The organism is Citricoccus sp., assembly GCF_032154715.1.
Lineage (GTDB): Bacteria > Actinomycetota > Actinomycetes > Actinomycetales > Micrococcaceae > Citricoccus.
In genome coordinates, this window is the sequence record NZ_JALDXU010000087.1 from 1 (window position 1) to 14,067 (window position 14,067).

Genomic DNA, 14,067 nt, shown 5'->3' on the forward strand with positions numbered 1-14,067 from the left:
CGGTACTGCCAGCACTGCCGGTACTGCCGGTACTGCCAGCACTGCCGGTACTGCCGGTACTGCCAGCACTGCCGGTACTGCCCACCGTTCCTCGGAAGGACCCGAACCCATGAGCGCCACCGCCTCGTACCCCCACCAGCCCGACTACCGACGCGCCGAGGGCGCGCACACGGCTTCCCACGTGCCGCCCACTCCCCCGGTCGACCGCACCCCGCCGGCCCTGTCCGGCGCAGCCCAACTGGTCGTCGTCGGACTGGCCGTGCTGGCCGGCGCCGCGATCTCCCTGCTGCGCTACCTCGACGTCTTCACGGCCTCCTGGCCCGTCATCTGGGCGGCCAGCCTGGCCACGGCGCTGGCCGTCATGGCGATCGGTGTCATCGCCGGGGCGATCGCCGGCCGTGGCGGTGGCGGACTGACCGTCACCACCGCGATCCTCGCGATCCCCGTGGTGGGCGCGACCGCCAGCGCCTACGTCCAGGACGGCCCTTGGGGCACCACCTGGACGGACAGCGGCAACTGGGACGGCGGCGTGGTCACCGGCAACGTCACCGAGGGGTACGACCTGAGTTTCGGCGAGGGCACCATCGACCTGCGGCAGCTGACGGGGACCAGCGCCGCCGAGGCCACGCCCGTGGACGTGAACCTGAGCTTCTCCACGGCGGACCTCGTGGTCCCGGACAACGTGGACGTCTTCCTGGACGCGGACAGTTCCTTCGGCAGCGTCAACTCCCCCTCCGTCGGCACCGACGACGCCGGCCGCCTCCAGGTGGTGGACGCCCCGGGAGACGAGCAGATCGTGGTGAAGGCGGACGTCTCCTTCTCCACCCTGAACGTGCGCGCCGAGGCCCCGGCCACCACCAGCAACACCCAGAACTGACCAGACCTGTCCCGAACTGACGTCGACCCACTGCGACTGCCCAGGAGCGAATGACATGAGCACCCATCCCCACGACTTCTCCCATGACCCGAGCCACCATCCCTCCCTCGACTCGGCCGCCGAGGATCAGGCCCTCGAGGACGAGATCACGCGCGGCACCATCCATGACCGGAACTACGCCGCCCACCGCACGGACAGCGACACCCCGCCGGCCGACGTCGGGCCCGAGAAATCCGCCCTCCGCACCGGAACCCTGGTCTGGGGAGTGATTGCCCTGCTGCTGGCCCTGTGGTCACTATCCGTGACCGTGCTTGACTGGAACCTGGACCCGGTTCTGGTGACGATCGGCCTGGCCGTGGTCGGTGGCGTGGCCCTGGTGGCCGGCGGCATCGCCGGCGCCGCCCGCAGCAAGTCCTCGTGACCCGAACTGACCCGAACCACCATCAAGGAGCATCATGGACACCTTCTACCGTTCACTGAGGAGCATCCCGTTCCGCCGCGGCCCGAGGCGGTGGGTCGGCGGCATTGCCGGCGGGATCTCGGCAAAATTCGGCTGGGACCCTACGCTGGTCAGGATCGTTGTTCTGATCGGCTTCCTCCTGCCGGGCATCGGACTCTTCACCTACGTGGTGGCCTGGGTGCTGCTGCCGTGGCAGGACAACACGATTCCCCTGGAGCGCGTGTTCCCCGGAACGCAGCGCCCCCTGTAGTTCGCTTTCGTTCCCTCCAGCGTCCCCTCCAGAAAGGCACCACATGCGCGTCGGCCTCCTCACCAGCGGCGGGGACTGCCCCGGCCTCAACGCCGTCATCCGCTCCGCGGTCCTGCACGGGATCAAGTCCTATGACTTCGAACTGATCGGCATCCGGGACGGCTGGCGCGGCCTGATCGAGGGGAACGTGGAGGACCTGCCCCGCCAGCGGGTCCGCGGCCTGGCCCGGACGGGCGGCACCATCCTCGGCACCTCCCGCACCCACCCGTACGATCACCCGGGAGGCGGTCCGGAGAACATCAAGGCGCGGATGGCAGAGTTGGGCCTGGACGCGGTGGTCGCCATCGGCGGTGAGGGCACGCTGGCCGGCGCGAAGCGGTTGTCCGACGACGGTGTGCCCCTGGTCGGGGTGCCGAAGACCATCGACAACGACCTCAAGGCCACGGACTACACGTTCGGCTTCGACACCGCGGTCTCCATCGCCACCGATGCCATGGACCGACTGCGCACCACGGGCGAGTCCCACCACCGCTGCATGGTCGCCGAGGTCATGGGCCGCCACGTCGGCTGGATCGCCCTGCACTCGGGCATGTCCGCCGGCGCGCATGCGATCCTCATCCCGGAACAGCGCACCTCCATGGAGCAGGTGTGCGAGTGGGTGAAGCAGGTGCACGACCGGGGGCGGTCACCGCTCGTGGTGGTGGCCGAGGGCTTCATTCCCGAAGGCCACGACGACCCCCTGGCCGAGGCCGGTGCGGACGCCTCGGGGCGCGCACGGCTGGGCGGGATCGGCGAATGGGTCACGCAGCAGATCGAGGAGATGTCCGGCATCGAGACCCGCAGCACCGTCCTCGGCCACATCCAACGCGGCGGGGCCCCCACCGGGTTCGACCGCGTCCTCGCCACCCGCTTCGGGATGGGTGCCATCGACCTGGTGGCGCAGGGCCGGTTCGGCCAGATGGTCGCCCTCGACGGCACCGAGATCGTCCAGGTGTCCCTGGGCGCCGCCCTGGACGGTCTCAAAGAGGTCCCTCAGCACCGCTACGACGAGGCCAAGGTGCTGTTCGGCCGGTAGCCGGCGGGCCGGCGTCGCGCCCGGGCGTTGGACGGGGTTTCGATGTCAGCACCGCGGGGTAGCGTGGAGTGCATGCCCGTCGACGCCCACACCCGCCAGATCATCGAGTTGGCCTGGTCCCGGATCCTGGGGCTGGACGACGGTGCCTTTGCCACCGCCTCGTCCTCCGGCGGGCGCCGGATCGAGGTGCCGACCGATGCCGACTCGCAGTCGGGCGAGGACGACCAGATCGCCACGTTCGTCCGGCTGTACGGTTCCTCCGTGCTGTACGGGCCGGCCTGGCTGTTGGACGCCGCTCGCGGCCTGCATGACGAGGAGATCGCCCTCGAGTCCACCATGATCAGATTGGGTGCCGGTCACTCCGCCCGCTCCCTCGGCGAGTGGGTGCTCTACTACGCCGAGGACATCCCGGACATCGCCCGCTCCTCCTCCGTCTCGGTGTCCTACGAGGCCTCCGATGCCCGGGAACTCGAGGCCCAATGCCCGGCGGACGACGTCACCGAGGTGGGTCTGTCCGGCCTGGACTCCACCTTCACCCTCATTCCCGACGACGGCACGGGCACCCCGACCGGCCAGCCGGTGGCGGGTGCCGGGTACGAAGAATGGCAAGGCCTCATCGGCCACCTCGGCGTGCTGGTCCGGCCCGATGTCCGGCTCAAGGGCCTCGGCGCCTACGCGGGGGCGATCGCCATGGAAGAGGCCTTCACCGAGGGGCTCATCCCCCAGTGGCGGGCCGCCCTGGGCAACACCGGCGCGCAGCGGGTGGCGGCGTCGCTGGGATTCGAACTCGCGGGCTCTCAGACCACGGTGTTGTTCAACCAGTAGCGGCTCGTGGGGCCCTCCGTGGCGCCCAGCCGTTCGGTGCTGTTCACTCCGTCGACGTCCGCCCTACCCTGTTGGCATGTCGCTGAGATGGTATTCGACCGTGGTGGAATCCACCGATCACCGGGCCCTGGCGCGCTGGTGGGCGACCGCTCTCGATTGGGAGATCGCCGTTGAATCCGATCTCGAGTCGGTCGTGATCCCCCGCTGGTCAGCCGAGCTCTCGAGCTCGTTGCCGTTTCACCGCGTTCCCCCCGGGATGGTCTTCGTCCCGGTGGAGCACCCGAAATCCGGCAAGAACCGCCTGCACTGGGACTTCGCGCCCCATACCTCGGACGACCGGGACGCGGAGATCCACCGCCTGGTGGCGCTGGGGGCCACCCTCATCGACGTCGGCGAACCGGAGAACGCCACCTGGACCGTCCTCGCTGATCCGGACGGCAATGAGTTCTGCGTGTTGTCCGCCCGGGACGAGTAATTGACCGAAGGGATCGGGTGCTCCACCGGCGCAGCAACCACGCCTCGCTCCGGCGGGACCAGGTCCTCCGCAGTGAGCGGGAAGCCCGGAAGCCCGGAAGCCCGGAAGCCCGGAAGCCCGGAAGCCCGGAAGCAACTTATCCCCAGCCGGGATCGGGCCTCTTTACCGTGTCCGTCACCACCCGTAGAGTAGTACACATGTTCGAATCGGCAAAGCGCGAACCAATCCCGGGGGACACCTCCGGGCACGCCAATGCCCTCCATACGGTCGAGGTGCCGACGGTCCCCGCACTGGAGGACGCCCGGTCGCTCATCGCCCTTCGTGCGTCCCTCGCTGGCATGAGTCCGGCCACCACGATATCCACCAGCCCAGGTGTCGCCAGCCCTGCTGTTGGCAGTCATGACGTCGGCAGTCATGGCTCCTTCGAGCACGGTTCCAACGCCGTCTGCCCTACCTCCCCTACCTCCGTGGCCGCCCCGGCCTCACCCGCCGCCCCCGATGCAGCTCGCACTCCCAGGCCTCACTTCGGTCCGAGCGACGAGGACCTGGCGGCAGTGGCACGCGAGGCAGAGGCCATCACCCGGATCCGCGCGCTGGAGGACCTCAAGGCCGCCTGCGCTGCGGCCCAGGCCCGCGAGACGGCGGCCCTCCACCAGCACCGGCACCGCGAGGAAGCTGCTCGCGGTATCCCGGCGTCCCAGCGCGGTCGCGGACTGGGTGCAGAGATCGCGCTGGCCCGCCGCGTGAGCCAACAGCGCGGCAGCATCCACCTGCGCCAGGCTCTCCACTTCACCAGCGACCTAAAGAACACCTTCTCCGCGCTGCAATGCGGCCAGATCACCGAGGAACATGCCGCCACGGTGGAACGGCACACCCATTGGCTCCCCGAACAGGCCCGCCGGAGCGTCGATTCCACACTGGCGGACCGGCTCCCCGAGCTCGGGGTCCGCGATCTCCTTCTGGAAACCCAGGCGGTGGCCCATCGCGCAGATCCCGAGGCGGCAGCGGAGCAGTACGTCCAGGCCGTAGCCACCCGGCATGTTAACCTCAAGCCCGCTGAAAACGGCATGGCCTACCTGACGGCCTTGCTTCCCGCTCTGGAAGCCGCTGCCGGCTATCGCGCCCTGACTGAGCAGGCGGGAGCGGCAGTGGCCTTCGGCGAAGCCCAGGGCCGAAGCCCCCAACAGGTCCTCACCGACGTCATGGTGGAACGCCTCACCGGTCGCAGCACGCACGAGGCCTCCCCGGTGGAAGTCCAGCTCATCATGACGGACGCCGCACTTTTTTCCGGTGACAACGAACCCGCATGGATCCCCGGCCACGGTCCCCTCCCGGCCGCCGTCGCCCGGAAGCTACTCGCCGGCACGGCAGCCCCCAGCAAGTCTCAGGACAGCTCTTCAGACTTACCTTCACACAGGGTTTCAGGCGGGGCCTCAGGCGGGGCCTCAGACGGGGTCCCAGACGGGACGACCCAGAGCTCGCCCGAGCTTGATCGAGCCGCCGCCGCGTCATCCGGGCATCCCCGCGCCCCCGAGGACGTTGAGATTCCCGACGCCGCCGAGACCGCTGAGGCCCGGGTGTTCCTGCGCCGGCTCTACACGTCACCTGAGACCGGACAACTGGTGGCCATGGACTCGCAGCGTCGTGAGTTCTCCGGACAACTCCGTCGCATGATCATGCTGCGGGACAATATCTGCCGCACGCCATACTGCGGGGCGCCCATTCGCCATATCGACCATGCCACACCTCATCGCGAGGGTGGTCCCACCAGCTACGGAAACGGTTCCGGTCTCTGCGCTCGATGCAACTACACCAAGGAACACGCCGGATGGTCTCATCGAGCGGCCTCGCACGAACTCGAGATCACGACCCCGACGGGACACCGCTATTCCAGTCGGTCCCGGCCGCTCTCCACACCGCCCCATGACGTCGATGACGAAAGCTGCAGCCCTGGCGCTGGCGCTGACATTGCTAAACGTCCGCGGCGCTCCAGGGATCCGGCCTGCGCCACAGATCCCCCCGTGACGGTGAGATTGCCGGCATCGACGCCGCTCGCAGGGGGCCGGCATAAAGAGTTTGAGGGCTTCAGCACCCGTGACGGCGTCAGAACCGGTGACTATCTCAGAACCTATGAGCACATCAGAACCGTTGACCACATGAGGCCGCGGCTCCGGCCCGGAACAAGGGTGGAGTATGCCAGGGCTGCATAGGTGGACTTGCCCGGGTTGGGCCGGCTGGACCTGGACCGGCCGAGGCTGAACAGGCTGGACCTGGACGGGCCGAGGCTGGACCGGCCGAAGTTGGGCCAGCTGGACCCAGACCGGCCAAGGTTGGATCAGCTCAGCGGGCGCCCTTGCGGATGAACCCGGACTGGCGCCCGACGACCTGGCCGGCCTGCGGGGAGACCACGGTCTCCTGGGTGGCCGCGGTGAAGGACCAGCCGTCCTCGGCGTTGCCGTCGCGGAGCAGGAGCTCGGCGTCAGGGTCAGTATTGCGCTTAAGGATGGCGAGGGCGATGGGGCCCATCTCATGGTGCTGGGCCACCGAGGTGACGGTGCCGACCGGGCGGGCTGTGGCTGCATCCGCCTCAGAGTCTGGACGCACGACGACATCGGCTCCGGGTGCGGGCAGCGCATGACCGGAGCCATCGAGCTGCAGGAACGTCAGCCGACGGGGCGGCCGCCCCAGGTTGTGGACACGGGCAATGGTCTCCTGGCCCTTGTAGCACCCCTTCTCCAGGTGCACGGCGGTACGGACCAGGTCGATCTCGTGCGGGATCGTACGCTCATCGGTGTCCATGCCGTGCCGTGGCCGCAGGGCGGCGATGCGCAGCGCCTCGGAGGCCATCGTCCCGGCGAGGATCCAGCCCTCGGGCAGGGCGGCGTCCTCACTCAGCGTTGCACGCATCGATGAACCGGCCAGGTCCTCCAGCAACGGCGCCGGCACCAGGTACTCATTCCAGGACCAGTCCGCGGCGGGGTGCTGGGCAGGGTCCGGGTCATCGGTGTAGGGGAAGCCGCCCTCGCCGATCTGCGGCCACGGATCCTCCCAGCGGGCGATGTCCTGGCGCTCGTCCCACCCGGGGACCGGGGCGGTGGATCCCACCACGGCGATCTCGCCGGTGCGGTCCGTGATCTCCACGCGGGAGGCGAACTTCATCTTCTGCAGCCAGTCCGCCAGGCCGGTGTTCTCTCCGGGCTCGACGGTGAGCCAGGTGGTCTCGCCGTCGTCCACCAGGTGGCAGTCGAACTCGATGCGGCCCTGGACATCCAGGAAGAGGGTCTCGGTGGAGACTCCGGGCGCCAGCCGATCGAGCTTCTGGCTGGTCAGCACGTGCAACCAGGTCAGACGATCAGGCCCGGAGACGGTCACGACGCCACGGTGAGACAGATCGACGACGGCGGTGCCAGCCTCCAGGGCCCGCTGTTCGGCGGTGGGCTGGCCGTAGTGGGCGGCCACGGGGGCGTCAGGGCCGTTGCCGGCCACTGCTCCAGGAACAGACAACATGCGGGGCCTCAATCTCAGTTCGAGGTGCGGGGCGCGCCGGGAGCCAGGCGCCCCTGGGTGGGATCGGGCATCCGGTCCAGGATGGCCGAGGCGTGCGGCTCTTCACCGGCACCAGCGTGGTGGGTGGCGTCCCAGCGCCAGAACAACTGGCCGTTGACCAGACCCATGATCCGCGAGCCACCCTCATAGGGGCCGGCCGCCGAACCGCGCAGCACGGAGTCGGTCTTCAGCTGCAGCTGCGGGCCCTTGATGACGCCGTAGTAGAGCTCGGTCATGGAACCGGGGTGGGAGATCTGCGCGGTGATCGGGAAGGACCCGTCCTCACGGCGGAACGCTTCCACATCCTCTGCGGACCGGAGGACCGGAACCACGTCCCCGGGGCTCATCCCAGGTCCGACGTCGCCGTCGCGGCGGTCTCGGTCCAACGACCAGAAGCCGTTCTCCACGGTCAGCGGGCGGAGCAGGGCGCCGTCCGCCTCGCTCAGCCAGGACTCGGCTCGGTATTCAATGAACGGCAGGCGATGGTCGATGAAGTCCACCCGCTGGTAGAAGATCTCGGTCCCGTCCTCGCCGGAACCGAGACGGCCCTGCCCCTCCCACGCGCCGATGAGCCAGGACAGCGGAGCGAGCTCCGGGGTCAGGTCAAAAGGCAGTTCAGTGGCCACGAAGGCTCAGCGCTGACCCTTGTACAGGCCGGAGACCACGAGCACGGCGAACGCGGCCATGGCCAGGCCGGCGATGACGAGAAGAACGGTGAAGAAGACCTCGAGTGCAAGAAGGGACATGCCCCGATCCTACTCCAGACCAGGGGTCCGCGCGTGCGGGATTACTCGAGCCGCGTGCCGTCCGCGTCCCGGCCTGACACATGGCGTCCGTGCCGGACCTGCTCGAGCCAGAAGGTGACGAACTCGTCCGAGGGGTAGGTATCAAGGTCCCGCTGGATCGCCTGCAGAATCTGGTCCCCGTCCTGCTGGTCTACGGCATCGATCCGCAGGACCTCCTCCTCGTCGCTGCGCCGGCGCACGACCACGGAGACACCGACGACGTCAGCCCCGGAGCCTCCCAGGACCTGGGTCAGGACGCCGCCCACAAAGCGGAAGACCCGCTCGAAGGCGTCGTCACCGCCCTCTTCCAACGCCACCGTGTAGTTCGCGGCGGCCATTTCCTCAGTCATGATTTCTCCTCCCGCCGGTCAGACCGGCATGATCCTGAACACAAAATAGGTCAGCAGTCCCACGACCGCCACGGGTGCCACCCCCAGGGCCACCGCGGCGCGGCGTCCCAGCGGCCTGCCGAGCCCGCGGTCCGGGGCGGTGCGTCCGGTCAGGACGAGCACCAGCCCGCCCAACAGCCCGGCCACCACCGCAGCGGGCAAGGACAGTGCGCCCCAGGAGGCCGGCCACAGCGGCTCCACCACCACGGGGACGACGCCGGCCAGCACCAGGGAGAGACCCGCGGCCAGACCGCGCCCGCTCCGGCCGGGGAACGGCACCAGTCCGGCCAAGGCCGCGAGCGCCAGGGAGAGGCCCACCGAGACGGCCAGCGGGCCGGCGTCGTACCGGGCGAGGGCCACCCATCCGGCACCGGCACAGACCACGGCCACACCGGTGATGGTGCCGGCCGTGGACTCCAGCCGCTGGGGGCTGCCGGAGCCGCGGAAGAGCTGGACCATGAAGGCTGCCACCACGCCCAGCGCCATGCAGACGGCAATGGGTTCGATCAACGACGCGCCGAAGGCTGTGGGGCCTTCTCCGGAACTCTGGCCGGGCCACAGCGAGACGGCTCCGACGGCCGCCAACCCGGACACGCCGAGGACGGCCGTAAGAGATTTCCGGGCCGGCGCCCCAAGCAATTGGGGCCAGCCGAGGGCGGCCGCGATGACCAGAACCGCGGCCATGGCGACCGAGAACCACGGGCCGCCGAGGCAGGCGGCTCCCACGAGCACGGCGGTGATCGCGGCCGCGGCGGCCAACAGTGGATGCTTCACGCGTCCATCCTGCCATTGTCCAGGTCCGTATAATCGTCCTGACCCGGAGAGGAGTCCACCTTGGCCTTGTTGCTGTTGCTCTCCGGAGCGTCCGCTGAACCCGAATCGATTCTTGAGGCTCTCGCCTTCCTGGACCACCGCACTGTGGCCGGCCCACCGCGGGCCGAGGCGTTGCTTCGCCACCCAGAGGCCGACGTCGTCCTGGTGGACGCCCGCCGCGACCTGACCGGTGCCCGCAACCTGTGCCGGGCACTCTCGACCGCCTCCCCCGGGCTGCCGCTGCTCCCGGTGCTGACCGAGGGCGGCCTGGCCGGCTTCTCCCCCGCGTGGGGCGCCCGTGATTTCCTGCTGGACACGGCAGGCCCGGCCGAGGTGACGGCCCGGTTGCGATTGGCCACCCTCCCCGCACCCGGTGAGGGCCCGGGGTCCGACCAGCCGATCCGCGCCTCCGGGATCTTCGTGGATGCCACCACCTACACGGCCCAGGTCAACGGGGTGCCGATGAACCTCACCTTCAAGGAGTTCGAACTGCTCAAGCACCTCGTGCAGCACCCGGGCCGGGTCTTCACGCGCGAGCAGCTGCTCCACGAGGTGTGGGGCTACGACTACTTCGGCGGCACGCGCACGGTGGATGTCCATGTGCGCCGGCTGCGCGCCAAGCTGGGCTCGGACCAGGAGCAGCTGATCGGCACCGTGCGGAACGTGGGATACCGCTTCGTCCCGCGCGACGGCCCAGGAGAATAACCCGCTCAACGACTAGGGTTGCCCTATGGACCACCCGCACGAATCCCCGTCCTTGTCCACGAGTGCCGGCCGCCTGGATTCCGGGCTGCTGCGCGACCTGAGGGCCCTGGCCGACGCGGCCGAGTCCGCCGACGGCAATCCGCCGTTCTCCGACCAGACCTGGGTGGAGCTGCGCACCACCGACGACCCGGACCGGGTCCGGACCGTCACGGCGTGGCTGGACCACCAGGACGGCCGCGACGGCGAACTGGCGGGCGCCGCCGTCGCCATCTCCGCGGGTCCGGACGCCGGGCCCGGAACCCTCGAACTGGTGGTGCACCCGAGCTGCCGCTCCCAGGGTGTGGCGACCGCCGTGGCCCGGGAACTGGATGCCGGCCTGACCGAGAAGTACAACGCCTGGGCGCACGGCAACCATGCCGCGGCGGCCCGGCTGGCCGAGCAGTTCGGCTACACGCCGGTCCGTGAGCTGCTGCGGTTGCGCCTCACCCACCAGGTGGCCCAGGACGACGCGGAGAACGGCTCCCACCGCACCAGCGTGTGGGACGGCACTGCGCCCGAGGGCATCACCCTGCGCTCCTTCGTGCCCGGTGCGGATGACGCCGCGTTCCTGGAGACGAACGCCGCGGCCTTCGCCGGCCACCCCGAACAGGGGTCACTGGACCAGACCGATCTGGACGCCCGGAAGGCGGAGCCCTGGTTCGATCCGGCCGGGTTCATCCTGGCGGAGGATGCCGACGGAACGCTGCTGGGCTTCCACTGGACGAAGATCCACCCCGGCGCCGATGGGCATCCGCCGCTCGGCGAGGTCTACGTGGTCGGCGTCGGCCCCCAGGCACAGGGCCGCGGTCTGGGCCGGGTGCTGACGGTGGCGGGCATCCGCTACCTGCATCAGCAGGGCGTGGAGGCGGTGATGCTCTACGTGGATGCGGACAACACCGCGGCCGTGGAGCTCTACCGCAAGCTCGGCTTCGTCCGCTGGGACACCGACGTGATGTACACCCCGCGAGGGTAGTCCACCTCGAGGCCACCGGGCCTTCAGCGCCCGATACGATGGGGCGCCACGCCCCTTTTTCGGAAAGTGGATCCCGCATGCCCCAGACTGCAGCCCGCTCGACCGCCGAGTTCCACGATGACGCCCCCACCGCCCCGGTGCTCGCCGCCGGAGTGGTCCCCTGGCGCACCTCCGGTCAGGGGCTCGAGGTGCTGGTGATCCACCGCCCCCAGTACGACGACTGGTCGTGGCCCAAGGGCAAGCTGGACGACGGCGAGACGCTGCCGGAATGCGCGGTGCGGGAGGTCCGCGAGGAGATCGGCCTGGTGGTCGACCTGGGGCTGCCGCTGCCGACGACTCGGTACACCATCGGCGCCGCCAAGACGCCCAAGGAGGTCTGGTACTGGGCCGCCGAGGCCTCCCGGACCACCCCGGTCCCGGATGGCCGGGAGGTGGACCGCACCGAGTGGATGAGTGTCAAGAAGGCCCGCGCCGCCCTGACCAACTCCACGGACCGCGAGCCGCTGGAGGCCCTGGCCGCAGCACACCGCGACAAGACCCTGCGCACCGCCCCGTTCATCATCCTGCGCCACGCGAAGGCGAAGCCGCGCTCCTCCTGGTCCCGCGCGGAGGACCAGCGGCCGCTCGCGGCGACGGGACAACGGCAGGCGATGTCCGTGCGTCGCCTGCTGGGAGCCTGGAATCCGGACAAGGTCATCACGTCCCCATATCTGCGCTGCGTGGAGACGGTGACCCCGTACGTGAAGGACACCAAGCGCGGGTTCAAGGAGGTCGGGGCCTTCACCGAGAAGACGGCGAAGAACAAGCCCAAGAAGTCACGCAAGGAGATGGCGGCCCGGCTGGGCAAGCAGCGCTCGACCTTGCTGTGCACCCATCGGCCGGTGTTGCCGGAGATCCTCGAGGTGCTCCAGGACGACGTGCTGGCGGACGGAGCACCCGGGTCCCGGGACGCTGTGCTGGCCGCCCTGCCCCGCAAGGATCCCTACCTCAAGCCCGGTGCGGTCATCGTCGCGCACCAGGCCCTGGACGCCGGTGGGAAGATCGTGTCGATCGAGGTCTACGACGTCTGGGACGACTGAAGTAGCCTCATCGCATGAGCACCCAGGGCAGCAGCACCGAGACCCCCAAGATCGTCCACGACGACCTGCGCGTGGAGCGCGACCCGGACCGCGGCCGGATCGAACTGTGGCAGAAGGCGCAGTTCATCGGCTTCCTCGGCTACACGGAGCAGACCGTGGGCGAGGAGACCGTGGTGGTCCTGCAGCACACCATCATCCATGAGGCCTTCGGGCGCCGCGGCTACGCCCGCGCCCTCGTGACAATCGTGCTGGAGCGGCTCAAGGCCGAGGGCTTCCTGATCGTCCCGGAGTGCTCCTACGTGCAGGACTACCTGCGTCGCTACCCCGAGTATGCCCCCCTGGTTTTTAGGGGCGGGTTCGAGGGCGAGTCCGAGGGCAAGCAGTAGTCCACCCCCTATCGAATGTGTCAATGGGTTGATACATTGACACAGAGACGAAGGGGGAATACATGGACCACGCCATGGGATGGGCCGGGTCCACCGGCATAGGACTGGCCGTGGGACTGGGCCTGCTGTACGTCGTCCTGCGTGGCACCGCATGGAGTCCCGGCCGCGGCGACCCCATCCGGGCCGTGCGCACCCACGCGATGATCGCGGCACTCATCGCCTTCTTCGCCTCCGGCACCGCTGGGCTGGCCGCGCTGGCCACCCCGGAGCAGTCTGGCGTCTTCGGCAACGGGCTCAGCAACGGGTTCAGCGACGGCGCCTTCCCGGTGACCACTGAGACCGACGGGGAGACCATCCGGAGCATCATCAGCGCCCCGCTACCTCCCCTGCCGTGGTACGAGGCGCTCGGGATCGCCCTCGGACCGGTGGTGGCCTTCGTCCTGGTGTACGCCGTGGCACAGTACACGTGGCCCCGGCAGACCGGCGCCGTGCGCATGGCCCGCCTGAGCGACCGCCGCGCCATCGATCTCCTCCCCCGCTACCTGACCGGCGCCACCGCCGTCATCATGGTGGCCGCCGCCGGGTTGGTGGTGCTGGCCTGGCAGACCCCGGCGGTTCAGGCACGCGAGGTCACGGAGTCGTGGAGTGACGAGCACGGCAGCTCGGAGAGCAGTTGGTTCGAGCCAGGGTCCCGCGGCGGCGGGGACATCGCACCCTGGCTGCTGCTGGCCCTGGTCCTGGCCGCCGTCGGCTTCGTGATCGTGCTGCGGATCATCGCCCGGCGCCCCACGCTGACCGGACTGCACCCCCGGGACGACGACCTCGTGCGGCGCATCGCCGTCAACCGCGCCCTGCGCACTGTGGCGGTCATGATGCTGGGCATCGGTGCCGGCGGGTTCAACGCCTGGGCGAATGCTGACGCAGGGCTGGCCCGCCAAACCGAGGATCGCTACTCCACCCCCTTCATGCCCTGGCTCGCCCTGGCCTCGCTTCTCGTGATGCTGGTCCTGCTGTTCTGGCGGTCTCCGCACGTCGCCGAGCTCGGCTCCCACACGGTGCGGCATCCGGAGACGTTCGACGCCGGCCCGGCACCCCGGCCTTTCGGCGCACCGGCCACGCCGGGCACCGCCCGCGCCGTGCTACGCCTGCGCCTGGACGGGGCCACCTTGGCGTGGATGGTCGCGGCACCGATCGCCGCGCTGGTGGGCTACTTCTCCTGGGCTCTACCCCACACAGGCTCGTCCGTGGACCGGTCGGCCGGGCCCGCTGGGGGGTCCGCGTGGGACACGTGGTCGATGCTGCTGTGGTCCGCACTGCCGTGCGCCGCAGCCCTGGTCATCCTGGGCGTCACCGAGTTCGGCGTCCGCCGAGGCCACAGCCCGTCCTGGGA

The 14,067-nt window shown here is 69.6% G+C and carries 16 protein-coding genes; 12 read left to right on the forward strand and 4 right to left on the reverse strand.

Annotation, left to right across the window (positions count from 1 at the left end):
• Window positions 1-109 precede the first annotated feature (109 nt).
• The 7 genes from RUH65_RS12645 (at window position 110) to RUH65_RS12675 (ending at window position 6,172) form a co-directional block, all read left to right on the forward strand.
• The gene (locus tag RUH65_RS12645) at window positions 110-877 is read left to right on the forward strand and encodes a hypothetical protein (RefSeq protein ID WP_313817849.1); all 768 of its coding nucleotides are present in this window, start codon (window positions 110-112) and stop codon (window positions 875-877) included.
• Between the two features lie 55 nt (window positions 878-932).
• Window positions 933-1,298: a hypothetical protein gene (locus tag RUH65_RS12650; RefSeq protein WP_313817850.1), complete on the forward strand. Its 366-nt coding sequence runs from the start codon at window positions 933-935 to the stop codon at window positions 1,296-1,298.
• A 34-nt stretch (window positions 1,299-1,332) separates the two neighbouring features.
• Window positions 1,333-1,587: a PspC domain-containing protein gene (locus RUH65_RS12655; RefSeq protein WP_313817852.1), complete on the forward strand. Its 255-nt coding sequence runs from the start codon at window positions 1,333-1,335 to the stop codon at window positions 1,585-1,587.
• Between the two features lie 43 nt (window positions 1,588-1,630).
• Window positions 1,631-2,662, forward strand: coding sequence for a 6-phosphofructokinase (locus RUH65_RS12660; RefSeq protein WP_313817854.1), 1,032 nt, complete (start codon window positions 1,631-1,633; stop codon window positions 2,660-2,662).
• 72 nt (window positions 2,663-2,734) lie between these two features.
• Complete coding sequence (locus RUH65_RS12665; RefSeq protein ID WP_313817856.1) at window positions 2,735-3,487, forward strand: GNAT family N-acetyltransferase; 753 nt, start codon at window positions 2,735-2,737, stop codon at window positions 3,485-3,487.
• Between the two features lie 76 nt (window positions 3,488-3,563).
• The gene (locus RUH65_RS12670; RefSeq protein ID WP_313817858.1) at window positions 3,564-3,962 is read left to right on the forward strand and encodes a VOC family protein; all 399 of its coding nucleotides are present in this window, start codon (window positions 3,564-3,566) and stop codon (window positions 3,960-3,962) included.
• Between the two features lie 197 nt (window positions 3,963-4,159).
• Window positions 4,160-6,172 carry a DUF222 domain-containing protein gene (locus RUH65_RS12675; protein WP_313817860.1) on the forward strand — a complete coding sequence of 671 codons (2,013 nt, stop codon included), beginning with the start codon at window positions 4,160-4,162 and terminating at the stop codon, window positions 6,170-6,172.
• A 130-nt stretch (window positions 6,173-6,302) separates the two neighbouring features.
• On the opposite strand, the gene RUH65_RS12680 is transcribed toward RUH65_RS12675, so the two are convergent.
• The 4 genes from RUH65_RS12680 to RUH65_RS12695 form a co-directional block, all read right to left on the reverse strand.
• Entirely contained in the window at window positions 6,303-7,469 is a 1,167-nt protein-coding gene (locus RUH65_RS12680) for a folate-binding protein (protein ID WP_313817862.1), read from the reverse strand.
• Window positions 7,470-7,483: 14 nt separating this feature from the next.
• On the reverse strand, window positions 7,484-8,134 hold the full coding sequence (locus tag RUH65_RS12685; RefSeq protein WP_313817864.1) for an FABP family protein: 651 nt from the start codon (window positions 8,132-8,134) through the stop codon (window positions 7,484-7,486).
• 161 nt (window positions 8,135-8,295) lie between these two features.
• Window positions 8,296-8,643 (reverse strand): hypothetical protein, encoded by a 348-nt coding sequence (locus RUH65_RS12690; RefSeq protein WP_313817866.1) that lies wholly within the window; start codon window positions 8,641-8,643, stop codon window positions 8,296-8,298.
• An 18-nt stretch (window positions 8,644-8,661) separates the two neighbouring features.
• Window positions 8,662-9,456, reverse strand: a complete 795-nt coding sequence (locus RUH65_RS12695; RefSeq protein ID WP_313817868.1) for a hypothetical protein — start codon at window positions 9,454-9,456, stop codon at window positions 8,662-8,664.
• Window positions 9,457-9,516: 60 nt separating this feature from the next.
• On the opposite strand from RUH65_RS12695, the gene RUH65_RS12700 reads away from it, so the two are divergent.
• The 5 genes from RUH65_RS12700 to RUH65_RS12720 form a co-directional block, all read left to right on the forward strand.
• The gene (locus RUH65_RS12700) at window positions 9,517-10,200 is read left to right on the forward strand and encodes a response regulator transcription factor (RefSeq protein ID WP_313817870.1); all 684 of its coding nucleotides are present in this window, start codon (window positions 9,517-9,519) and stop codon (window positions 10,198-10,200) included.
• A gap of 25 nt (window positions 10,201-10,225) precedes the next feature.
• A complete protein-coding gene (gene mshD / locus RUH65_RS12705) occupies window positions 10,226-11,212 on the forward strand; it encodes a mycothiol synthase (RefSeq protein ID WP_313817871.1) in 987 nt (328 codons plus the stop codon).
• 77 nt (window positions 11,213-11,289) lie between these two features.
• A complete protein-coding gene (locus RUH65_RS12710) occupies window positions 11,290-12,291 on the forward strand; it encodes an NUDIX hydrolase (RefSeq protein WP_313817873.1) in 1,002 nt (333 codons plus the stop codon).
• A gap of 14 nt (window positions 12,292-12,305) precedes the next feature.
• Window positions 12,306-12,677, forward strand: a complete 372-nt coding sequence (locus tag RUH65_RS12715) for a GNAT family N-acetyltransferase (protein WP_313817875.1) — start codon at window positions 12,306-12,308, stop codon at window positions 12,675-12,677.
• 62 nt (window positions 12,678-12,739) lie between these two features.
• A partial coding sequence (locus RUH65_RS12720) for a hypothetical protein (RefSeq protein ID WP_313817877.1) occupies window positions 12,740-14,067 on the forward strand: 1,328 nt, incomplete at its 3' end.

Bases quoted from the DNA above. Each gene is read 5' to 3' on its own strand.
- RUH65_RS12645 (WP_313817849.1), top strand. From the start codon at position 110: ATGAGCGCCACCGCCTCGTACCCCCACCAGCCCGACTACCGACGCGCC.
- RUH65_RS12650 (WP_313817850.1), top strand. From the start codon at position 933: ATGAGCACCCATCCCCACGACTTCTCCCATGACCCGAGCCACCATCCC.
- RUH65_RS12655 (WP_313817852.1), top strand. From the start codon at position 1,333: ATGGACACCTTCTACCGTTCACTGAGGAGCATCCCGTTCCGCCGCGGC.
- RUH65_RS12660 (WP_313817854.1), top strand. From the start codon at position 1,631: ATGCGCGTCGGCCTCCTCACCAGCGGCGGGGACTGCCCCGGCCTCAAC.
- RUH65_RS12665 (WP_313817856.1), top strand. From the start codon at position 2,735: ATGCCCGTCGACGCCCACACCCGCCAGATCATCGAGTTGGCCTGGTCC.
- RUH65_RS12670 (WP_313817858.1), top strand. From the start codon at position 3,564: ATGTCGCTGAGATGGTATTCGACCGTGGTGGAATCCACCGATCACCGG.
- RUH65_RS12675 (WP_313817860.1), top strand. From the start codon at position 4,160: ATGTTCGAATCGGCAAAGCGCGAACCAATCCCGGGGGACACCTCCGGG.
- RUH65_RS12680 (WP_313817862.1), bottom strand. From the start codon at position 7,469: ATGTTGTCTGTTCCTGGAGCAGTGGCCGGCAACGGCCCTGACGCCCCC.
- RUH65_RS12690 (WP_313817866.1), bottom strand. From the start codon at position 8,643: ATGACTGAGGAAATGGCCGCCGCGAACTACACGGTGGCGTTGGAAGAG.
- mshD (WP_313817871.1), top strand. From the start codon at position 10,226: ATGGACCACCCGCACGAATCCCCGTCCTTGTCCACGAGTGCCGGCCGC.
- RUH65_RS12710 (WP_313817873.1), top strand. From the start codon at position 11,290: ATGCCCCAGACTGCAGCCCGCTCGACCGCCGAGTTCCACGATGACGCC.
- RUH65_RS12715 (WP_313817875.1), top strand. From the start codon at position 12,306: ATGAGCACCCAGGGCAGCAGCACCGAGACCCCCAAGATCGTCCACGAC.